Origin of the sequence: uncultured Sphingomonas sp., assembly GCF_913774285.1 — a bacterium.
GTDB lineage: Bacteria > Pseudomonadota > Alphaproteobacteria > Sphingomonadales > Sphingomonadaceae > Sphingomonas.
Genome location: NZ_CAJYHX010000018.1, coordinates 15,684 through 36,824, shown reverse-complemented (window position 1 = coordinate 36,824; position 21,141 = coordinate 15,684). Strand labels below are relative to the sequence as shown.

General features: G+C 67.4%; 15 protein-coding genes. 3 read left to right on the top strand and 12 right to left on the bottom strand.

All coding sequences use genetic code 11. The annotated features are described in order from the left end of the window. Positions 1-74: 74 nt before the first annotated feature. Genes rodA through QZ670_RS07770 form a run of 5 tightly spaced genes read right to left on the bottom strand, consistent with a single transcriptional unit; the run spans position 75 to position 5,689 of the window. Positions 75-1,193, bottom strand: a complete 1,119-nt coding sequence (gene rodA / locus QZ670_RS07790) for a rod shape-determining protein RodA (protein WP_294253693.1) — start codon at positions 1,191-1,193, stop codon at positions 75-77. Continuing rightward, the gene (gene mrdA, locus QZ670_RS07785) at positions 1,193-3,220 is read right to left on the bottom strand and encodes a penicillin-binding protein 2 (protein ID WP_294253692.1); all 2,028 of its coding nucleotides are present in this window, start codon (positions 3,218-3,220) and stop codon (positions 1,193-1,195) included. The genes rodA and mrdA overlap by 1 nt, the downstream gene beginning before the upstream one ends. Before the next feature lie 3 nt (positions 3,221-3,223). Beyond that, positions 3,224-3,733: a rod shape-determining protein MreD gene (mreD, locus tag QZ670_RS07780; RefSeq protein ID WP_294253690.1), complete on the bottom strand. Its 510-nt coding sequence runs from the start codon at positions 3,731-3,733 to the stop codon at positions 3,224-3,226. Further along, the gene (mreC, locus tag QZ670_RS07775; RefSeq protein ID WP_294253688.1) at positions 3,733-4,632 is read right to left on the bottom strand and encodes a rod shape-determining protein MreC; all 900 of its coding nucleotides are present in this window, start codon (positions 4,630-4,632) and stop codon (positions 3,733-3,735) included. The genes mreD and mreC overlap by 1 nt, the downstream gene beginning before the upstream one ends. A 16-nt stretch (positions 4,633-4,648) precedes the next feature. Next, a complete protein-coding gene (locus tag QZ670_RS07770; RefSeq protein ID WP_064313791.1) occupies positions 4,649-5,689 on the bottom strand; it encodes a rod shape-determining protein in 1,041 nt (346 codons plus the stop codon). Positions 5,690-5,842: 153 nt separating this feature from the next. On the opposite strand from QZ670_RS07770, the gene mutL reads away from it, so the two are divergent. Continuing rightward, positions 5,843-7,681, top strand: coding sequence for a DNA mismatch repair endonuclease MutL (gene mutL / locus QZ670_RS07765; protein WP_294253685.1), 1,839 nt, complete (start codon positions 5,843-5,845; stop codon positions 7,679-7,681). A 7-nt stretch (positions 7,682-7,688) separates the two neighbouring features. Here the strand turns inward: mutL and QZ670_RS07760 are convergent, their stop codons facing one another. The 6 genes from QZ670_RS07760 to QZ670_RS07735 all read right to left on the bottom strand — a co-directional run bounded on the left by QZ670_RS07760 (position 7,689) and on the right by QZ670_RS07735 (position 15,277). Continuing rightward, positions 7,689-8,306, bottom strand: a complete 618-nt coding sequence (locus QZ670_RS07760; protein ID WP_294253684.1) for a CAP domain-containing protein — start codon at positions 8,304-8,306, stop codon at positions 7,689-7,691. A 145-nt stretch (positions 8,307-8,451) separates the two neighbouring features. Then, entirely contained in the window at positions 8,452-9,327 is an 876-nt protein-coding gene (locus tag QZ670_RS07755) for an acyl-CoA thioesterase II (protein ID WP_294253681.1), read from the bottom strand. Next, positions 9,327-10,451 (bottom strand): acyl-CoA dehydrogenase family protein, encoded by a 1,125-nt coding sequence (locus QZ670_RS07750; RefSeq protein WP_294253679.1) that lies wholly within the window; start codon positions 10,449-10,451, stop codon positions 9,327-9,329. The genes QZ670_RS07755 and QZ670_RS07750 overlap by 1 nt, the downstream gene beginning before the upstream one ends. A 164-nt stretch (positions 10,452-10,615) precedes the next feature. Beyond that, positions 10,616-11,803 carry an acyl-CoA dehydrogenase family protein gene (locus QZ670_RS07745; RefSeq protein ID WP_294253678.1) on the bottom strand — a complete coding sequence of 396 codons (1,188 nt, stop codon included), beginning with the start codon at positions 11,801-11,803 and terminating at the stop codon, positions 10,616-10,618. A gap of 170 nt (positions 11,804-11,973) precedes the next feature. Further along, complete coding sequence (locus tag QZ670_RS07740; RefSeq protein ID WP_294253676.1) at positions 11,974-13,998, bottom strand: 3-hydroxyacyl-CoA dehydrogenase NAD-binding domain-containing protein; 2,025 nt, start codon at positions 13,996-13,998, stop codon at positions 11,974-11,976. A gap of 55 nt (positions 13,999-14,053) precedes the next feature. After that, complete coding sequence (locus QZ670_RS07735) at positions 14,054-15,277, bottom strand: serine hydrolase domain-containing protein (protein WP_294253674.1); 1,224 nt, start codon at positions 15,275-15,277, stop codon at positions 14,054-14,056. Between the two features lie 144 nt (positions 15,278-15,421). Between QZ670_RS07735 and QZ670_RS07730 the strand changes: the two genes are divergently transcribed. After that, on the top strand, positions 15,422-17,185 hold the full coding sequence (locus QZ670_RS07730) for a class I adenylate-forming enzyme family protein (protein ID WP_294253672.1): 1,764 nt from the start codon (positions 15,422-15,424) through the stop codon (positions 17,183-17,185). A gap of 256 nt (positions 17,186-17,441) precedes the next feature. Here QZ670_RS07730 and QZ670_RS07725 read toward each other — a convergent pair whose 3' ends face one another. After that, the gene (locus tag QZ670_RS07725; RefSeq protein WP_294253671.1) at positions 17,442-18,242 is read right to left on the bottom strand and encodes a DeoR/GlpR family DNA-binding transcription regulator; all 801 of its coding nucleotides are present in this window, start codon (positions 18,240-18,242) and stop codon (positions 17,442-17,444) included. 164 nt (positions 18,243-18,406) lie between these two features. Between QZ670_RS07725 and QZ670_RS07720 the strand changes: the two genes are divergently transcribed. Continuing rightward, positions 18,407-21,106 carry a TonB-dependent receptor gene (locus QZ670_RS07720; protein ID WP_294253669.1) on the top strand — a complete coding sequence of 900 codons (2,700 nt, stop codon included), beginning with the start codon at positions 18,407-18,409 and terminating at the stop codon, positions 21,104-21,106. Positions 21,107-21,141 lie beyond the last annotated feature (35 nt).

The window sequence follows — 21,141 nt, the reverse complement described above, 5'->3', positions numbered from 1 at the left end:
GTGGGGCACCGCCGCTTCGGAGGCGCGCCTTTAGCGTCGCCTCGCGCGGCTTGTAAACCCCAAAAATGAAAAAATCACCAGCGCGTCTTGGTGCGGCCGTCGCGGTCGATCGAGAGGAGGATTCCGAGGCACAGCATGAAGGTCATCACCGCGGTGCCGCCGAAGCTGATCAGCGGTAGCGGCACGCCCACCACCGGCGCCAGGCCGATCACCATCGCCATGTTGATCGAGCAATAGAGGAACATGGTGCCCGAAAGCCCCGCCGCGGTCAGCCGCCCGAACCGCGTCTTCGCGCGCATGCCCACGCCGATCCCCCAGGCGATCAGCATGCCGAACGCCACGATCAGGAACACGCCGCCGGCCAGCCCCCATTCCTCCATCATCGTCGCCAGCGCGAAGTCGGTCTGGCCTTCGGGGAGATAGTCGAGGTGGCTCTGGGTGCCCTGCAGGAAGCCCTTGCCGAAGATGCCGCCCGAACCGATCGCGATCTTCGACTGGGTGATGTGATAGCCGGTGCCCAGCGGATCGCGCTCGGGATCGAGGAAGATCAGCACGCGGTTGCGCTGATAATCGTGCAGCACGAAGTTGAAGGCGAGGGGGGCGGCCACCGCCACCGCCAGCGCGCCCGCGATGAACAGTCGCAGCGGCACGCCCGCGAGGAACATCACCATGACGCCGCAGCCGGTGATCATCAGCCCGGTGCCGAGATCGGGCTGCATGATGACGAGCAGCGCCGGCACCCCGATCAGCACGCAGGCAGGCCAGATGGCGACGAACTTGCGCGTCTCGCTCGCCGGCAGCATCTCGTAGAAGCGGGCGAGCGCGAGAACGATCATCGGTTTCATCAGCTCGGACGGCTGGAACTGGAAGCCGCCCAGGCTGATCCAGCGCTGGCTGCCGCCCGCCACCTTGCCGAGCGCCTCCACGCCGAGCAGCGCGACCACCAGCGCGCCGTAGATGGGAAGCGACCATTGCGACCAGAACCGCACTGGCACGCGCGACATCATCAGCGCGACGGCGAGGAACAGCAGGAAGCGGATGCCCTGGTTGAACGCCCAGGGCTTGATGCTGCCGCCGGCCGCCGAATAGAGCACGACGAGGCCGAAGCCGCCGATCGCCAGCACGAGGAACAGCACCTTCCACGGCAGCTGCGCGACTTGCATGGGAACGATGCCGTTGCCGGGCCGTGCCATCAGTCGCCCTCCACGCTGCCGCTGGGCGCGACGTCGCGCTTGGTCGAATCGGCGGTGCTGTTGGCGGCCTGGTCGGCGAGGCTGCTCGCGGCCTCCTCGGTATCCTCGGGGGCGGGCGGCGGCGGGGTGGCCTGTGCGGCGCGGAAGGCGGCGGACTGGGCCGCCATGCGCGTCGTATAGTCGCCGCCCCAGGTCGGCTCGACCTCAGCGAGCGTCTTCATCGCCTGATCGCGATCGAACAGATAGGTCATGATGTCCCGGCCGATCAGCGGGGTGTCGAGATTGCGGACGGTGTGGCCGTTATGCTCGAGCACGATCGCGGCGGCATATTTCGGATTGTCGTGCGGCGCGAAGCAGACGAGCAGCGCGTGGTCGCGCATCTTGAACGGCAGCGAACCGTTTTTGAGCACGCCGGTGCGGCGCTCCGCCATGGTGATGCGGCGTACCTGCGCGGTGCCGGTCTTGCCGGCCAGCGCAACGCCGGGGACGTACATCCGCGCCGCACCGCCGGTGCCGCCGCCATTGATCACGCCGTACATCGCGTCGCGCACGATCGCGAGATCCTCGGCGCTCACCGGCAGCGGCTGCGCGCCCGACGGGCCGTTGGCGAGCAGCCGCGGCACCAGGATCTTGCCCGAGGCGAGCCGGCTGGCCATCACCGCCAGCTGCAGCGGGTTGGCCAGCACATAGCCCTGGCCGATCGAGGCGTTGAGCGAGTCCGCCACCGTCCAGGGATGGTGGTATTTCTTCAGCTTCCAGGCGCTGTCCGGCACGGTGCCGTAACGCTGGGTGGTGAAGGGCATGTCGAACTTCTGGCCGAGCCCCAGCATCCGCGCCATGGGTGCGATCGCATCATAGCCGACGCGGCGGACCATCTCGTAGAAATAGATGTCGCAGCTCTGCATGATCGCATTCTTGAGGTCGAGCGGCCCGTGCCCGCCCTTCTTGTGGCAGTGGAACACGCCGTTGCCGACCCGCAGCGCGCCCGAGCAGACGACGCGGTCGTGCGGGCTCACCCCCGCCGCCATCAGGGCGAGGCCGTTCATCGGCTTGACGGTGGAGCCAGGCGGATACAGGCCCTGCAGCACCTTGTTCATCAAGGGAACGTGATCGTCCTCGGACAGCATCTTCCATTCGGTCTGGGTGATGCCGTCGGAGAAGCTGTTGGGATCATAGGCGGGCATCGACACCATCGAGAGGATGTCGCCGCTGGCCACGTCGATGACGATCGCCGAGCCGGAATTGGTGCCCAGCCGCCGCGCGACATATTCCTGCAGTCCGGAATCGATGGTGAGCTTGATGCTTTCGCCCGGCTGATCGGCGCGGGTCTCGAGCTCGCGTACCGGGCGGCCATGCGCGGTAACCTCGACTCGCTTGGCGCCGGGCTTGCCGCGCAGCCGCTTGTCCAGCGTCTTCTCCAGCCCGTCCTTGCCCAGCTTGAAGCCGGGGGTGACGAGCAGCGGGTCCTTGTCCGCCTTGAACTGCTCGGCCGAAGCGGTACCGACATAGCCGATCAGATGGCCTACGCCGGCGCCGAGCGGATAATGGCGTGCATAACCGCGGGTGGGGGCGACGCCGGGCAGCTCGGGCTGGCGGACCAGCACCGCGGCGAAGCGATCCCAGTCGAGATTCTCCGCCACTTGCACCGGGCGGAAGCCGCCGGCGCGCTTGAGGTCTGTCTCGATGCGGGCGAGGTCCTCGGGCGCGAGATTGAGCAGTCGGGTCAGCTCGGCGAGGAGCTTGTCCTTGTCGACGATGCGATCGGGGATCAGGTCGACGCGGAAATCGGTGCGGTTGCTGGCGAGCGGCTTGCCGCTGCGATCGAGCAGCCAGCCGCGCCGCGGCGGGATCAGCGTGTTGTTGACGCGGTTGCTCTCGGCCTTGAGCTTGTACTGCTCGTTCTCGACGACCGACAGCCAGGCCATGCGCCCGGCCAGCACCATGCCGACGGCACCCTGCGCCGCGCCGAGCACGACCGCGCGGCGGGAAAAGCTGTAGGTCTGGGCGGCTTCGGTGACCCGCACCATGGTTCAGGCCTTCACCACGTCACGGTCGAGCCAGGCGCACAGCCGCGAGGCGAGCGGGAACAGCATTGCCGAGGCGCCGGCCTGGAGCAGCAGCGCTGCATCGACCTTCGCAGAAATGGGGGAAGCGATGAACCGCCCCGCGATCAGCACGAAGCCGGTCGCGCCCGCTGCGATGAGCCAGTCCTGCCAGAAATTCCGCCACACGATGCGGGTCTCTAGCACGTCGATGATCAACATGCATGCCATCCACAGGAACATCGCGGCGCCGAAGGGTTGGCCGCTCAGCAGATCGTCGAACAGCCCCAGCGGCGCGGCGACCCAAACGCGCAGCGCATCGGGCCGCAGCAGTCGCCAGCCGAGCAGCATCAGCAGGCCGAAGGGCGGCAGGAAGGGCACAGTGGCGATGACCGGCAGGAGCGTCACCAGCGAGGCAACCGCGATCGACAGCGGCGCCAGCCAGCGCGCCCGGGGGCGCGGCGGCGGCACACCCAGCGGCTGGAGGTCGAGCGCCATCACTTGGCCTTGGGGGTAGCGGCGGGGGTAGGGAAGGCCTGGGGCGGCGGTGCCGGCTCGGGCAGGAACACGCGCAGCACCATCACGAAATCGGCCATGTCCGGGTTGCTCGCAGGCGTGACGACCGAGGAATCGCGGCCGATCGTGCTGACCTTGCCGAGCGGGATATTCGGCGGGAACACGCCGCCGGTACCCGAGGTGACGAGCAGGTCGCCCGGGCGGAAGGGGTTCGCCGCCGCATTGGCGGCGCGCACGTCGAGCGTGCCGTCGCCCTTGCCGGTGACGATGGCGGGAAGGCCGTCGCTCGCGCGGCGGACCGGGATGGTGCTGTCGGGATCGGTGATCAGCAGCACGCGCGATGCATTCGGCCCGGCCTCGACCACCTGGCCGATCAGCCCGTCGCCGTCGCGCACCGGCTGGCCCTGGCCGACGCGCTGCCAGCTGCCGGCGTTGAGCGTGGCATAGCGGCGGGTGCTCGACGCGGAGGAGTTGACCAGCCGGGCGACGACGATCGTCTCCGGCGTCGCGTCGCGCACCTTGAGCAGCTGGCGCAGCCGCTGGTTCTCGCGTTCCAGGCCGAGCGCGCGCTGGAGCGCAGCATGCTCGCCGTCGATCTGGCGCTTGAGCCGCGCATTCTCGCCGCGGACGCCGAAATAGCTGCCGATCGCGTCGGGCACGCTGCCAACACCGCGCCGCACCGTGTCGAGCCCCGAGGAGACCGGGGTGGTAACCTCGGCGACGGTGCTGCGCAGCGCGGCGAACAGATGCGGGTTGTAGCGCGAGACCAGCACCAGCCCGCCGCCGATCAGCAACAGGCCGATCGCCGCCACATAGCTGAAGAACAGCCCATATTGCGCCCGTCGCGAAAACCCCGGGCGCCGATTCCGTGGCGGCGCCATCGCCGTTGGCCTTTCGTCAGACCTGGAGGAGAACGCCGCGGAACATCGGATCCTCGAGCGCGCGGCCGGTGCCCAGCGCCACGCAGGTCAGCGGATCGTCGGCGACGGTGACGGGCAGGCCGGTCTCGTCGCGCAGCACTTCGTCCAGCCCGTGCAGCAGCGCGCCGCCGCCGGTGAGGACGATGCCCTGGTCGACGATGTCGGCGGCCAGCTCGGGCGCGGTGTTCTCCAGCGCGATGCGGACGCCTTCGACGATGGTGTTGACCGGCTCGGACAGCGCCTCGGCGATCTGGCCCTGGTTGATCTGGATTTCCTTGGGCACGCCGTTGACGAGGTCGCGGCCCTTGATGTGGATCGTCTTGCCGATGCCGTCGACCGGCGGCTTGGCGACGCCGACTTCCTGCTTGATCCGCTCGGCCGTGGCCTCCCCGATCAGCAGATTGTGGTTGCGGCGGACGTACGAGACGATCGCCTCGTCCATCTTGTCGCCGCCGACGCGAACGGAAGTCGAATAGGCCAGACCGCGCAGGCTGAGCACGGCGACTTCGGTGGTGCCGCCGCCGATATCGACGACCATCGAGCCGATCGGCTCGGTCACCGGCATGTCGGCGCCGATCGCGGCGGCCATCGGCTCCTCGATCAGCCACACCTGGCTGGCGCCCGCGTTCGACGCGGCGTCACGGATCGCGCGGCGCTCGACCGAGGTGGAGCCCGACGGCACGCAGATCACGATCTCCGGCCAGCGCATGAAGCGGCGCTGTCCGTGCACCTTGCGGATGAAGTGCTTGATCATCTCCTCGGCGACGTCGATGTCGGCGATCACGCCGTCGCGCAGCGGGCGAATCGCCTCGATCGAACCCGGCGTCTTGCCCATCATCAGCTTGGCGTCGTCGCCGACTGCCTTGACCTTCTTCACGCCGTTCAGCGTCTCGACCGCCACCACCGACGGCTCGTTGAGCACGATGCCGCGGCCGCGCAGATACACGACGGTGTTCGCGGTACCCAGATCGATCGCCATGTCGTGGGACATGAATTTGAAAATGCGGGAGAAAGCCATCTATTGATCCGTCCTGCCGGGTCGGGCGCCCCCCCGTCCGGCTGCTCGCACTAAGTGTTTGGCCCGAACCTTTTCCGGGACGGCGAGGACGCCGGCCTGGGGTCTTGCGGATGCGGGTCGCGGGAGGCCGTCGCTTGGGCTACAGCGGATGGCATGTCAATACGCCGCCTGCCCGAACATCTTGTTAACCGTATCGCTGCCGGCGAGGTGGTCGAACGCCCTGCCAGCGCCCTCAAGGAACTCGTTGAAAACGCAATCGACGCAGGCGCTACACGGATCACCGTGAAGCTGGCCGGCGGGGGCATCGAATTGATCGAAGTGATCGACGATGGCTGCGGCATGGCGGCGCCCGAAATGGCGCTCGCGCTGGAGCGCCATGCGACGTCCAAGCTGCCGACCGACGATATCGAGCACGTCGCGACGTTGGGATTTCGCGGTGAGGCGCTGCCCTCGATCGCGAGCGTCGCGCAGCTGACGCTGGAAAGCCGGGTACGCGGCACCGAAGGCTGGTCGCTCACGGTGGATAATGGGGCGCGGATCGCCGAGGGACCGGCCGCCTTGCCGCCGGGCACGCGGGTGCGCGTGGAGGCGCTGTTCGGCCGGGTGCCGGCACGGCGGAAGTTCCTGCGCTCGACCCGCGCCGAATATGCCGCCTGCCTCGACGGGATGAAGCGGCTGGCCATGGCGCGGCCCGACATCGCCTTCGCGGTCGAGCATGACGGCCGCCGCGTGCTGAGCGTGCAGGGCGGGGAGAGCCGGCCGGCGCGGGTCGCGGCGCTCACCGACCGTGCGCTGCAGGAAAACAGCGTCGCGATCGACTTCGAGCGCGAGGGGCTGGTGCTCGGCGGGGTGGCGAGCATCCCCACCTTCAACCGCGGCGTGGCGGACCACCAATATCTGTTCGTCAACGGCCGTCCGGTGAAGGACCGGCTGCTCGTCGGCGCGGTGCGCGGCGCCTATGCCGAAATGCTCGCGCGCGACCGGCATCCGGTGGTGGCGCTGTTCCTCGACGTCCCGCCCGAAGTGGTCGACGTGAACGTGCATCCCGCGAAGACCGAGGTGCGCTTCCGCGATCCGGCGCTGGCGCGCGGGCTGATCGTCAGCGGATTGCGGCGCGCGCTCGATGCGGCGGGGCACCGCAGCGTGCAGCGGCCGAGCGAAGCGGCGCTGGGCCTGTGGCAGCCGGGGGGCGTTCCTTCTTCTAGCCCCTCCTCCTTGGAGGAGGGGATGGGGTGGGGGGATTCCAGACCATTTGTTGGTCCCAGTGAGACACAGCCCCACCCTACCTCCTCCCCTGAAGGGGAGGAGCTTAGGCGGTACTCCGGTGCCGTCCGCGATTCCGGATCCTTCTTCGCCGCCGCACCCTATGCCCGCGCCGAACCCGCGCGCCACGAAGCCCCGCTCGCCACCGACTTTCCTCTCGGCGTGGCACGCGGTCAGGTCGCCAAGACGTATATCGTCGCGGAGGCGCAGGATGGCCTCGTCCTGGTTGACCAGCACGCCGCGCACGAACGGCTGGTGCTCGAACGCATGCGCCGCGCGATGGCCGGCGGCACCGTGCCCTCCCAGGCGCTGCTCCTCGCCGAAGTGGTCGAGCTCGACGAGCCCGGCTGCGACCGCCTGGAAGCCCGGATCGAGGAACTGCGCGCCTTCGGGCTCGAGCTCGAACGCTTCGGCCCGCGCGCGATGCTGGTTCGCGCCGTGCCCGCGGCGCTCGGCACCGGCGACGTCCACGGTCTGGTCACCGACCTTGCCGACGAACTCGCCAGCTTCGACGAGGCGCTGAGCCTCAAGGAGAAGCTCGACCATGTCGCCGCGACGATGGCCTGCCACGGCTCGGTTCGCGCCGGCCGCATCCTATCCGTCGCGGAGATGAACGCATTGCTCCGCGAGATGGAGGTCACGCCGCATTCGGGCCAGTGCAACCATGGCCGCCCCACCTGGGTGAAGCTGGCGCATGGCGACATCGAGAAGCTGTTCGGGCGGAAGTGACGGCCGGTCAGCGCTGCTGCAGGGCGTAGCGAAGTCGCACCGGTCGGCCGTCCCTGGTCGCGCTGACGTCGACGACGCAGATATGCTCCATCTTGCTGTGCGGCCCGCAGCCGATTCCGGCGAATTTGAGCTTGGAATCGAACAGCAGGCGGCGGTGGCCGCGATCGGGCACGCCATCGTCGACGATCATCTGGCGCACCACCTGCTCCGCGTCGTCGAAGCCATAGGCGATCGCCTCGCCAACGAAGACGTCGCCGCCACGCCGCTTGACTCGTACGCCGGGATCGCTCCCATCGGCGCCGCGGTGCCCGCGCGCGCCGATCGCGCCTTGTTCGCGGGAAAAGTCCACCGCCGCCAGCGCCAGGATGTCGGCACGGGTGAGCGGCGGCAGCGGCTCCTGGCGGTCGAGAAAAGCGATGGTCTCGTCGACGACCACGGTGCCCTCGCGGGTGAGGATGCCGGCATAGTCGCCCGGCAGATAGACGACGGCGCCATCGAAATAGCCGCGATATACCCGCAGCTTCTCGGCATAGGCGCGGGGATCGGCCCGCGCGGCGTTGATCTGGGCGAGGACCGAGTCCTCAAGAGTTTGCGCATGCAGCGCCGTCGCGGCGAAGAGCCACACGAGAAGGCCGCATATCGCAGAGACGCGATACGACATAGGATAAACCCCAAACCTCCCGGTCCGAGGTGTATCTGCACGACTCGTGGATAATCAAGCGTAATAATTGCGCAGGCGAGATGAAAACGATCGCTCGCGGGACACGCGGTCAGACGGCGCGAATTAGCCCTTCCTGCGTCACGCTCGCCACCAGTCGGCCGTCGCGCGCATAGATGCTGCCGCGGTTGAAGCCGCGACTGTGGCCGGCCCAGGGGCTGTCGGTGGCGTAGAGCAGCCATTCGTCGAAGCGGAACGGCTCGTGTAGCCATAGCGCGTGGTCCAGGCTGGCGGTCTGCACCTGCCCGCTCATCCAGCTGACGCCGTGGGGCAGCATGCAGGTGCCGAGCAGCGTCATGTCGCTGGCATAAGCCAGCATCGCGCGGTGGAGCGCGGGCTCGTCGGGCAGGGGCGCGACAACGCGGAACCAGCTCGCCTGGTGCGGTTCGCGCGGTTCGGGGTTAAACCAGTTGCGCGGGTTGACCGGGCGAATCTCGATCGGCCGGGCGCGCAGGAAGAAGCGCTTGAACTTCTCGGGGATCTGGTCGCGGATGGCTTCGCGCAACTCGGCTTCGGACCGAAGCTCCTCGGGCGGCGGCACCTCGGGCATCGCGTCCTGGTGGTGCAGCCCTTCGGCGGGCAGCTGGAACGAGGCCGCCATGTTGAGGATCGGCTTGCCCTTCTGCATTGCGATCACGCGGCGGTTGGCGAAGCTGCGCCCCTCGAAATCGCGCACCACCCGGTAGAGGATGGGGTAATCCTCGTCGCCGGCGCGCATGAAATAGGCATGGAGCGAATGCGCCACCTTGCCGTCCTCCACCGAGCGCTGCGCCGCCTGCAGCGCCTGGGCGATCACCTGGCCCCCGAACACCCGGCCCACGCCACCCGGCTGGCGCGCGCCGCGATAGAGATCGGTGTCTAGCGTCTCGACGTCGAGCAGCGTGGTGAGGGCGGCAACCAGGTCTTCGGGGGATTTGGGGTCGGTCATCAGTAGCCGGCCGCCTCCGCCAGCGCATTGGCATGATAATTGGAATCGCCGAACATCTCGGCGAGCACGCGGGCGCGCTTCATGTAGAAGCCGATGTCATATTCGTCGGTCATGCCGATGCCGCCATGCATCTGGATACCCTCCTGCACGGCAAGCGTGGTAGCAAGCCCGGTCATCGCCTTGGCGATCGCGACCGCCTCGTCGGCGGGCTCGCCGGCATCAAGCAGCTGCTGCGCCTTGAGCGTGGCGGCGCGCGCGACTTCCAGCTCGCTGTAGAGATGCGCGGCGCGATGCTGGAGCGCCTGGAAGCTGCCGATCAGCGTGCCGAACTGCTTGCGCTCCTTGAGGTAGCCGAGCGTCATGTCGCTCGCGCCCGCACCGACGCCGAGCAGTTCGGCCGAGGCACCGGCCCCGGCGGCGCGGAGCAGCCGACCGAGCGGATCGGCGCCGGCGTCGATCTCGCCCACCACCGCATCGGCGGTGACCTCTACGCCGTCGAAGCTTGCGTGTGCTGCGAGGCTGGAGTCCGCCAGCCGCTCGGGGCGGAGGTCGAGCCCGGCGGCCTTGGGGTCGATCGCGAACAGGGTGATGCCTGCCGCGTCGGTATCGCTGCCGGCAGTGCGCGCGGTGACGAGGATCAGGTCGGCGGCATGGGCGTGGTGGGCGAAGCGCTTGGTGCCGGTCAGCCGGAAGCCGTTGCCGGCGCGCTCGGCCTTGAGGGCGACGGCGCGGCCGAACTTGGGCTTTTCGTCATGCGCGATGGCGATCACCGCCTCGCCCGCGGCGATGCCGGGGAACCAGCGGTCGGCATGGGCGGTGCCCTTCAGCGCCTCGACCGCGGCGACCGCGGTGGAGAGGAAGGGGGAGGGGGTGAGGTTGCGGCCGATTTCCTCCAGCACCACGCCCGCCTCGACATGGCCGAGGCCCAGGCCGCCCGAGGCTTCGGGGATCAGGATGCCGGTGAGGCCCATCTCGGCGAACTGCTTCCACAGATCGCGGCTGAAGCCGGTGGGGTCCTTGGCGTCGCGCAGCGCGCGGAGGTGGCGGACGGGGGCGTGTTCGGCGACGAACTCCCGGGCGGTATCGCGGAGCATCGTCTGTTCGTCGTTGAGGTAGAGCGGCATCGGTCTTCCCTTCGAAAACTCCCTCTCCCGCTTGCGGGAGAGGGGCGGGGTGAGGGTGAGTGGGCGAAGGGAAGGGACATCGCTCGCCCCACACACCCTCACCCTTCCGCCGCCTGACGGCGGCTCCCTCCCTCTCCCGCAGGCGGGAGAGGGAATGCGTTCCCTCAGCCCGGCAGTTCGAGGATCCGCTTGGCGACGATGTTGAGCTGGATCTCGCTGGTCCCGCCCTCGATCGAATTGGCCTTGGTGCGCAGCCAGGCGCGCGGCTTGGCGCCCTCGGCCGAGGCCGCGCTCTCCCATTCGAGCGCGTCCGATCCGCCGGCGGCCATGATCAGCTCGTGGCGCTGCTTGTTCAGCTCGGTGCCGACATATTTCATCATGCTCGGCTGGGCAGGGTGGGCACGGCCGGCCTTGAGCTCGTCGAGGAAGCGTTCGGACATCGCCGAGAAGGCGCGCATCCGGACCTCGAACAGCGCAATCTGGGCGCGCAGGATCGGATCGGCGAGCCGGCCCTGGTCGTCGAGCCCGATCGTCGCGATCGCGCCTTCGATCAGCGGATTGCCGCCGGCGCGGTCCAGCCCCATGCCCGAGATCATCTCGCGCTCATGCCCGAGCAGATATTTGGCGACGTCCCAGCCCTTGTTCTCTTCGTGCACCCGCTGCGACTTGGGCACGCGCACATTGTCGAAGAAGGTTTCGCAGAAGGGAGAATAGCCCGAGATCAGCAGGATCGGCTTGGTCGAAACGCCCGGCGAGGTCATGTCGAACAGCAGGAAGCTGATCCCGCCTTGCTTGGCCTCCTTGGAGGTGCGGACCAGGCAAAAGATCCAGTCGGCCTTGTCGGCATAGCTGGTCCACACCTTCTGGCCGTTGACGACATAATGATCGCCGGCATCCTCGGCCCAGGTCTGGAGGCCGGCAAGGTCCGAACCGGCGTTGGGTTCGGAATAGCCCTGGCACCAGCGGATCTCGCCCCGCGCGATCTTCGGCAGGTGCTCGAGCTTCTGTTCCTCGGTGCCGTACTTCAGCAGCGCCGGCCCGAGCATCGAGATGCCGAAGCTGTTGAGCGGGGTGCGCGCGCCCATCCGCTTCATTTCCTCGCGCAGGATCTTGGTTTCGGCCGGAGAGAGCCCGCCGCCGCCATATTCCTTGGGCCAATCGGGCACCGTCCAGCCGCGTTCGGCCATGCGATCCATCCAGAGCTTCTGGTCGGGATGCGCCCAGTCGGGATTGCGCCCGCCCCAGACGATGTCCTTCTCGGACCGGATCGGCGCGCGCATGGTGGCGGGGCAGTTCGCCTCCAGCCAGGCGCGGGTTTGCTCACGAAACGTGTCGAGATCCTGCGTCATCATCCTCTCCTCAGACCCCTCTCCCGCCTGCGGGAGAGGGAGGGGCCCGCCGCCGCAAGGCGGTGGGAGGGTGAGGGTGACGGGTGTTCCGTCTTGCCCTACTCACCCTCACCCTTCCGCGGCCTCGCGGCCGCTCCCTCCCTCTCCCGCAGGCGGGAGAGGGAAAGCATGCATCACCGGTTGAACTTCTCGCCCTTCTCCGCCTTCTCGCGGAGCAGCGGGGCGACTTCGAAGCCGTACTTCTCCAGGCCCTCGACGATCTTCTTCAGGCCCTCGGTATCGGCCCAGAACATCGGCCCGCCGCGGTACGGGGGCCAGCCATAGCCATAGACCCACACCACATCGATGTCGCTCGCCCGCTGGGCCATGCCTTCGGCGAGGATCAGCGCGCCTTCGTTGACCATGGTGTAGAGCGTGCGGACCACGATCTCCTCCTCGGTGATCTCGTGGCTCGGCACGTTCAGCTTGCCGCGCCATTCCTCGATCAGCTCGGCGACGCGCGGGCTGTTCGAGGGCTGCCGCTTCTCGTCATAATCGTAGAAGCCGGCGCCCTTCTTCTGGCCCCAGCGGCCTTCGGCGGCGAGCGCGTCTCGGATATTCTCGATGCGGTTGGGATCGCGGTGCCAGCCGATGTCGACGCCGGCGAGGTCGGCCATCTGGAACGGCCCCATCGGCATGCCGAAGGCGACATGGACCTTGTCGATCTGCTCGGGCGTGGCGCCTTCGAGCAGCATCTTGGTGGCTTCCACCTGCCGCGGCATCAGCATGCGGTTGCCGATGAAGCCGTAGCAGACGCCCGCGATCACCGCGACCTTCTTGATCTTCTTCGACAGCGCCATGGCGGTCGCCAGCACATCGTCGGCGGTCTTGGCGCCGCGGACGATCTCGAGCAGCTTCATGACGTTGGCCGGCGAGAAGAAGTGCAGCCCCACCACGTCCTGCGGGCGGCTGGTGGCGGCGGCGATCTCGTCGATGTTGAGATAGCTGGTGTTCGAGGCCAGGATCGCGCCCGGCTTGGCGATCTTGTCGAGCCGGCCGAACACGTCCTTCTTCACGTCCATGCTCTCATAGACGGCCTCGATGATCAGGTCGCACTCGGCGAGATCGTCGAAGTTGAGCGTGGGCTTGAGGAGGCCCATCGCCTTCTCGACCTGCTCGGCGGTCATGCGGCCCTTGGCGGCGGTCGCCTCGTAATTCTTGCGCATCACCCCGGTGCCGCGGTCGAGCGCGTCCTGTGCCATCTCGACGATCGTCACCGGCACGCCCGCCGAGAGGAAGTTCATGCTGATCCCGCCGCCCATCGTGCCGGCGCCGATCACGCCGACGCGGCGAATGTCGCGCAGCTGGATGTCGTCCGCGATGCCGTCGATCTTGGCGGCCTTGCGCTCGGCGAAGAAGATGTGGCGGAGTGCTGCCGACTGCTGGCCCATGATCAGCTTCATGAAGCCCATGCGCTCGGCCTGGACACCCTCGGCATAGGGCTTGCCGGCGGTCTGCTCGATGATGTCGATGATCGTGTTCGGCGCGTCGAGCCCGCGGAAGCGCTTGGCGTTGGTGGCGCGGAACTTGGCGAAGGTCTCCGCATCGACGGTGACCGGCCGCTCGCTGGAGCGCGACACCGGCTGGCCGATCACTTCGTTCGCGAAGGCGACCGCATCGGCGAGCAGGCTGTCCTCGCCCGCGAGACGGTCGACGAGGCCTGCGTCCTTGGCCTGACTAGCAGAGATCGGATCGCCCTTGGTCGCCATCTCGAGCGCCACTTCGACGCCCGCGACGCGCGGCATGCGCTGGGTGCCGCCCGCGCCGGGAAGGATGCCGAGCTTCACTTCGGGCAGGCCGAACTTCGCCGAAGGCACCGCGATGCGATAGTGCGACGCCAGCGCGACCTCGCAGCCGCCGCCGAGCGCGGTGCCGTGGACCGCGGCGATCACCGGCTTGTCGAGCGCCTCGATCTGGTCGACCAGCACCGGCAGCGACGGCTCGGCCATCGCCTTGCCGAATTCGGTAATGTCGGCACCCGCGAAGAAGGTCTTGCCGGCGCAGATGATGACGACGGCCTTGATGCTGTCGTCACCCTTGGCTTCCTCGATGCCGGCCTGCAGCCCCTGCCGCACCGCCGCGCCGAGCGCGTTCACCGGCGGATTGTCGGAGGTGAGGATCAGGACATCGCCCTGACGGCTGGTGGTAATCACGGACATGCAATCGAACTCCTAGTTCGCAGTTCCGGCCGGGGCCGGGAGGGGTGAGGGGCGCTCATCGGGTGAGCGCCGAATAGATCAGCGTCTTGAGCTCGCGCCGGATCGGGTAGAGCATCGAGGGTGAGAATTGCGTCATGAACACCATCGAGAGGCGCTCGACGGGATCGACGAAGAAGGCGGTCGAGAACATCCCGCCCCAGTAGAATTCGCCGACCGAGCCGGGGATCATCGTCTTGGCGACATCGAGGTTGATCGCGAATCCGAGGCCGAAGCCGACCCCGGCATTGGTCGTCTCGTTGAACAGCCCGCGCGACAGGCTGGCAAGGTCGCGGCCGCCGGGCAGGTGGTTGATCGTCATCAGCTGCACGGTCTTGGGCGAGACCAGCCGCACGCCGTCCAACTCGCCGCGGTTCAGCATCAGCGTGTTGAAGCGGTGATAGTCGAGCGCGGTCGAGACCAGGCCGCCCCCACCGGACAGCAGCCGGGGGAAGCGCGACCAGGCGGATGCCTCGCCGCGATCGTACAACACGCGGCCCTTGCCCTCCTGCATCGTCCAGCAATCGGCGAGGCGGTGGACCTTGTCCTCGGGCACCTGGAAGAAGGTATCGTGCATACCGAGGGGCGCGAAGATCCGTTCGGCGAAGAAGCGGTCGAGCGTCATGCCCGACAGCCGCTCGACCACCGCGCCGAGCACGTCGGTGGCGACCGAATAGGTCCAGGCCTCGCCCGGCGAGAATTCCAGCGGCAGCGTGCCCAGCGTGGCGATGAACTCGTCCAGCGTGAGATTGCCGTGCCAGCTTTCGATTCGACCCGTGCGATAGGCGGCGTCGACTGGGCCGCGCTCCTGGAAGCCATAGGTGAGGCCGGCGGTGTGGCGCAGCAGGTCCACCATCCGTATCGGCTGGGCGGTAGGGGTGGTGACGAACGGCTCCCCATTGCCGCCGCCGGCATAGACGCCGACGCCCTTCAGCTCGGGCAGCACATGGTGGACCGGCGTGTCGAGCGCGACCAGCCCTTCCTCCAGCAGCATCATGAAGGCGAGGCTGGTGATCGGCTTGGTCATCGAGGCGATGCGGAACAGCGTCGATTCGTCGATCGCCGTGCCGCCCTCGCGCGCCGCGCCCTGGTGCGAGAAATGGACGATCCGCCCGTCGCGCGCGAGCAGCAGCTGCGCATGCGGCAGCTTGCCGGTGTCGAGATAGCGTGCCTTCACAAAGGCATCGATCCGCGCCAGCCGGGCGGCATCGAATCCATGGGCGATCGGATCGTCGACTTCCATGCTTGGCGGCATACCTCTCGTTCGAATTCGGTTCAATGCACCTTCTCGCGGGTGTCGCCTTTCTATTGCCTTGAGCGCGCGGCAAATCAACACTAACGTCGTGAGCGGTTGGCCAACGAGCCAAACCCAAAGTTCAGAAAGTCGATGGAGAGCGCTGCCTTGACCCTTGAACCGATCGTGCCCTTGCCCCCCGACTGGCCCAAAGCCCCGCTCGCCGCCGTGGACGCCATGCTCACCGCGCCCGGCGCCAAGTTCGAGATGGACACCGTGGAGATCCGCGGCGTGTCGACGCGCGTGTGGAAGAACGCGCCGCCCACCGCCGCGATCCTCGCCCGGCTGGCGCGCGGCTATGGCGAGCGGCCCTTCACCATCTACCAGGACGAGCGGGTCAGCTACGAGGCGAACTACCGCGCCACCTGCCATCTCGCCTCCTGGATGCAGGCCAAGGGCGTGGCCAAGGGCGACCGCGTCGCGCTGGCGATGCGCAACCTGCCCGAATGGCCGACGATCTTCTTCGCCGCGGTGAGCATCGGCGCGATCCTGGTGCCGCTCAACGCCTGGTGGACGGGTGCCGAGCTCGAATATGGCATGAAGGATTCGGGCGCCAAGCTGCTGTTCGTCGACGGCGAGCGGCACGAGCGGCTCAAGCACTGCTACGCGGCGCTGCCGGATCTGGAGCAGGTGGTGGTCAGCCGCGCCTGCTCGCCGCTGGAGGGCGATGCGGTCGCGCTGGAATCGATCCTGGGGCCGTGCAACAGCTGGGCGGACATGAGCGAGATCGCGTTCCCCGAGGTCGGGATCGCGCCGGACGACGATGTCACGCTCTTCTATACCAGCGGCACCACCGGCAATCCCAAGGGCGCGGTGGGCACGCATCGCAACCTGATGACCAACATCCTCACCGCCGGCTATTCGGTCGCGCGGTCGATGCTGCGCCGGGGCGAGGTGCCGCCGGCCGCGCCGCCTTACAAGGTGGGCCTGCTGGTAATTCCGCTGTTCCACGTCACCGCCTGCAGCGCGGGGCTGATGGCGCTGATCGCCGCGGGCGGCACGGTGGTGTTCATGCGCCGCTGGGAGCCAATCGAGGCGATGGAGATCATCCAGCGCGAGAAGGTCAACCAGACCGGCGGCGTGCCGACCATCGCCTGGCAGCTGCTCGAACATCCCGAGCGCCACAAGTACGACCTGTCGAGCCTGGAGAGCATCTCCTATGGCGGCGCGCCCTCGGCGCCCGAGCTGGTCAAGCGCATCTTCCAGGAATTCGGCGCGCTGCCCGGCAATGGCTGGGGCATGACCGAGACGATGGCGACGGTGACGCATCATCTCGGCGAGGAATATCTCGCCCGGCCGACCAGTGCCGGGCCGCCGGTGCCGGTCGCCGAGCTCAAGATCATGGATGTCGACGGCACGCGCGAGCTGCCGGTTGGCGAGGTCGGCGAGCTCTGGGCCAAGGGGCCGATGATCGTGAAGGGCTATTGGAACAAGCCCGAGGCGACCGCGGAGACCTTCCGCGACGGCTGGGTGCGCACCGGCGACCTCGCGCGGCTGGACGAGGAGGGGTTCCTCTATGTCGTCGACCGCGCCAAGGACATCATCATCCGTGGCGGCGAGAACATCTACTCGTCGGAAGTGGAGGACGTGCTCTACGCGCATCCGGCGGTGACCGACGCGGCGCTGATTGGCATTCCGCACCGCACGCTGGGCGAGGAGCCGGTGGCGGTGGTCCATCTCGCGCCGGGCATGTCGGCGACCGAGGCGGAGCTGCAGGCGTTCGTTCGCGAGCGGATCGCCGCGTTCAAGGTGCCGGTGGCGATCCGCTTCTCCGCCGAGACGCTGCCGAGGAATGCCAATGGCAAGATCCTGAAGAAGGATCTCAAGGCGCTGTTCCTCACCGACAAGGCGGCGTGAGGCGGTGCGTATCTTCCCCCTGGCGGGGGAGGATAGAGGCGTCCAGCCCCTCACGCTTCTTCTAGTCCCCCTCCCGCCTGCGGGAGAGGTTTGGGGAGGGTGAGTGGGGGTCGCGGGCTCGACGGCGGAAGTGAGGGGAAGTGGCCTCAGCCTACTTCTTTGAACGCGTGCCCTGCTTCCCGTACACACCCTCCCCCAACCCCTCCCGCAAGCGGGAGGGGAGAATTAGCGTCGGTTGGGAGGCGACGTCAGCCCCTCAAATCAAATGGATCGCCGTCCCGGCCGCCGCGGCGGCCGCCGCGATGTCCTCCGGCGGTGCCTGGTCGGTCACCAGTTCGTGCACATCCCCGAACCCGGCGACATGGACGAAGCCCGACTTGTCGAACTTGGTCGCGTCGCACAGCACCGCGACGCGCCGCGCCTGGGGGAGCAGGCTGCGCTTGAACGCCGCTTCACCCGCGTCGAAATCGAGAAAGCCGCGCACCGGATCGACCGCGCCCATCGACAGCACGGTCAGGTCGGGCGCGAACTGGCGGCAATACTCGATCGCCTCGCTGCCGAACGCCGCGTGGTAATCGGGATCGACCGCGCCGCCGGCCACATAGAGCCGCTGGCCCGGGTGTCCGAGTACTTGCGCGGCGATCTCCATGCTGTTGGTGATCACCGTCAGGTCGCGCACATGGCCCAGTGCGCGGGCCAGCCACAGCGTGGTCGTGCCCGAATCGAGCAGCAGCGTCATCCCCGGCCGGACCAGCGCCACCGCCCGCTCGGCGATCCGCTGCTTGGCCTCGGCCTGGTCGCGCAGTCGCTGGCGATAGGGGGGCTCGAGCACGCCGCCGGGCAGGCAGACGCCGCCATGGATCTTCTGCACGCGCCCGGCCTGTTCCAGCTGGCGGACGTCGCGGCGGATCGTCTCCTCGGAAACGTCGAACCGCTCGGCCAGTTCGCCGATCGACCATTGACCGCGCTGCTCCAGCAGCTCGAGCAGCGTCGTCAGCCGAGCAGTCTGCGTGGCGCGCGCAGACGGCGCTCTCGAAGGAATGTCCAAGCTCTCCATCGCGCAACTGTACCAGCGTTAATGATGCACGAGAACCCACACGAGAACGTTCAAATCCACATAAATCAACATTGAATGTCACATACGCGTCATGAACCGATCCTAGGCGCCGCTGCGGGGCAGCCAGGGCAGGCCGGCCCCCACACACCACAAGGGAGGGCATTATGGCATTCACCTACCGCGCGGCGCTCGCCGCGCTGGCTGTTGGCGCGAGCTGCATTTCGATGGCCGCCGCTGCGCAGGACGCAGCGCCGCAGGGCCAGGAAGACGGCGAGATCGTCGTCAACGGCTACATCGCCTCGCTCGCCAAGGCGCGTGAGCTGAAGCGCGATTCCAACATCATGAAGGACGTGATCGTCGCCGAGGACATGGCGAAGTTCCCGGAACTCAACCTCGCCGAGTCGATCCAGCGCCTGCCGGGCGTGGCGATCAACCGCGAGGCTGGCGAGGGCCGCCGCATCACGCTGCGCGGCCTCGGCCCCGATTTCACCCGCGTCCAGCTCAACGGCATGGAAGTGCTGGGCAATGTCGACTCGGCGATGGACAGCCGCGGCCAGCGCTCGCGCGACCGTGCCTTCGATTTCAACATCTTCGCTTCCGAGCTGTTCTCGCGCGTCGAAGTCGAGAAGAGCTACCAGGCCTCGCAGGCCGAAGGCGGCATGGCCGGCACCGTCGGCCTGTTCACCGCAAAGCCGCTCGAGCAGAAGCAGGGGCTGACCGGCGCGATCTCCGCCAAGCTCGGCACCAACAGCTTCACCAAGGATGCGCAGCCGCGCGTCGCCGCGATGCTCAGCCAGAACTGGGGTGACCGATTCGGCATTCTCCTTTCGGTCGCCTATTCGAAGCGCAAGACCGAGGAGCAGGGCTACAACACCTATTCGCCGAGCCAGCTGAGCGCGAGCCAGATCAGCAGCTATCTGGGCAAGGGCCTCGACATCTCGGCGCTTACCGCCGACCAGCAGGCCAAGTTCAAGTCGGGCGACCTGGTGTTCGCCTCTGGCAATCGCCTGTCAGTTTGGGATGCCAAGCAGGAGCGCCTCGGCCTGACTCTCGCCACCCAGTGGCGTCCGTCGGACAATCTGCTGTTCACGCTGGACGGCCTGCACGGCGAGTTCACCACCAACCGCGACGAATACCATCTGGCGACGCGTCCCGACAACACCTCGGGCTCGGTGATCTTCGACACCGGCTCGAAGATCAATTCGATCCACTGGGACAGCACCAACTTCGTCGATGCGATCAGCGTCGACAACGCCACCTATGCCAGCGAGCATCGCCGTTCGAAGAACAAGAACAAGTTCAACCAGATCGCGCTTACCGGCAAGTGGGAGGCGAGCGACAGCCTGACCTTCGACGGCCATGTCGGCTACGAGGATTCGAAGTACACCACCCCGTACGACGACAAGCTGTACCTGCGCGCGCAGGGCGGCATGACCACCATCTATGACGCGGATGGCACCGGCGCGACCAACTTCTATCGCTGGAACACCTCGGATCCCTCCAAGTACACGTTCAAGGAATTCTACTTCCGCGAATTCTGGAACAAGACCAGCCTGAAGGAAGGCGTCGGCAACGCGGCGCTGAAGCTGAACGACATCTTCACGCTCCGCGCCGGCGCCAGCTATCGCCGGTATGAGACCTCGGGCTCCGAAGTGTATAACGACGGCAAGTTCCGCCAGTTCAGCGGTACGCCGGTGATCCCCTATGCGGTGGCGTTCACCCAGCACAAGTCGGCCGACTGGATCGCCGGCGACTATGCCAAGGCGTTCGCGACCTACAATGCCGCGCACACCGTGGCCGGCGCGACCGACATCGAGAACACCTACAAGGTGATCGAATCCACCACCGCCGGCTATGGCCAGCTAGAGTGGAACGCGCCGCTGGGCGGCATGCGCCTGCGCGGCAATATCGGTCTGCGGGCCTATTCCACCGATCTCGACAGCACCGGCTTCGTCACCAACAGCAGCGACACGCCGATCGGCACCAACGTGACCAGCTCGCACTATTCGGGCGTGCTGCCGACGCTGAACGCCACGCTAGAAGTGACGCCGAGCTTCCTGATCCGCGTTGCCGCCGCCAAGAACATCAACCGCCCGGGCCTCAGCTCGGTCGCGGCCTCGGGCAGCGCCAATGCCGACAATGGCAAGATCACCGCGAGCATCGGCAACCCGAACCTCAAGCCGTACAAGGACAATTCGGTCGAAGCCTCGGCCGAATGGTATTTCGGCAAGGTCGGCCTCGTCTCGCTGGGCGTGTTCCACAAGGACATCCGCAACCTGGTCGCGAGCCAGACGCTGCTGAACGTGCCCTACAGCACCACCGGCCTGCCGACCTCGATGATCCCGGGCGCGACCCCGAACACGATCGTCGCCGAGTTCACCCAGCCGGTGAACTTGGCCAAGGCCTATGTCACCGGCGTCGAGATGGCGGCGCAGACCAACTTCACCTTCCTGCCCGCGCCGTTCGACAAGCTGGGCATGGCGGCGAACCTGACGCTGCTCGACTCCAACGCGCCGAACAAGGGCGTCGACAGCCCGATCCCGGGCCTGTCGAACACCAACGCCAACGCGACGCTCTATTACGAGACCAGGCGCTGGGGCATCCGCGGCTCGATGAACTATCGCTCGTCCTATCTGCGCACTGCCTATGACGGCAAGAACGCGGCCAGCAAGGACGGCTTCGACGGCACCGTCTATGTCGACGCCGCGGCGTTCTTCAATGTGACCGACCGGGTGCGGCTGACGCTCGACGCGATCAACCTCACCAACGAGACCGAGGTCCAGTACAACAGCATCTACCACCGCCTGCACAACGAGACGCGCAGCGGCACCACCTTCTTCGCCGGGATCGGCGTGAAGTTCTGATCCTTCCTCTCCCCGAGGATTGACCTGGCCGGCCT

Excerpts from the sequence above, each read along its gene's own strand:
- rodA (WP_294253693.1), bottom strand. The coding sequence starts at position 1,193 with ATGGCACGGCCCGGCAACGGCATCGTTCCCATGCAAGTCGCGCAGCTG.
- mrdA (WP_294253692.1), bottom strand. The coding sequence starts at position 3,220 with ATGGTGCGGGTCACCGAAGCCGCCCAGACCTACAGCTTTTCCCGCCGC.
- mreD (WP_294253690.1), bottom strand. The coding sequence starts at position 3,733 with ATGGCGCTCGACCTCCAGCCGCTGGGTGTGCCGCCGCCGCGCCCCCGG.
- mreC (WP_294253688.1), bottom strand. The coding sequence starts at position 4,632 with ATGGCGCCGCCACGGAATCGGCGCCCGGGGTTTTCGCGACGGGCGCAA.
- QZ670_RS07770 (WP_064313791.1), bottom strand. The coding sequence starts at position 5,689 with ATGGCTTTCTCCCGCATTTTCAAATTCATGTCCCACGACATGGCGATC.
- mutL (WP_294253685.1), top strand. The coding sequence starts at position 5,843 with ATGTCAATACGCCGCCTGCCCGAACATCTTGTTAACCGTATCGCTGCC.
- QZ670_RS07755 (WP_294253681.1), bottom strand. The coding sequence starts at position 9,327 with ATGACCGACCCCAAATCCCCCGAAGACCTGGTTGCCGCCCTCACCACG.
- QZ670_RS07750 (WP_294253679.1), bottom strand. The coding sequence starts at position 10,451 with ATGCCGCTCTACCTCAACGACGAACAGACGATGCTCCGCGATACCGCC.
- QZ670_RS07745 (WP_294253678.1), bottom strand. The coding sequence starts at position 11,803 with ATGATGACGCAGGATCTCGACACGTTTCGTGAGCAAACCCGCGCCTGG.
- QZ670_RS07740 (WP_294253676.1), bottom strand. The coding sequence starts at position 13,998 with ATGTCCGTGATTACCACCAGCCGTCAGGGCGATGTCCTGATCCTCACC.
- QZ670_RS07735 (WP_294253674.1), bottom strand. The coding sequence starts at position 15,277 with ATGGAAGTCGACGATCCGATCGCCCATGGATTCGATGCCGCCCGGCTG.
- QZ670_RS07730 (WP_294253672.1), top strand. The coding sequence starts at position 15,422 with ATGGAGAGCGCTGCCTTGACCCTTGAACCGATCGTGCCCTTGCCCCCC.
- QZ670_RS07725 (WP_294253671.1), bottom strand. The coding sequence starts at position 18,242 with ATGGAGAGCTTGGACATTCCTTCGAGAGCGCCGTCTGCGCGCGCCACG.
- QZ670_RS07720 (WP_294253669.1), top strand. The coding sequence starts at position 18,407 with ATGGCATTCACCTACCGCGCGGCGCTCGCCGCGCTGGCTGTTGGCGCG.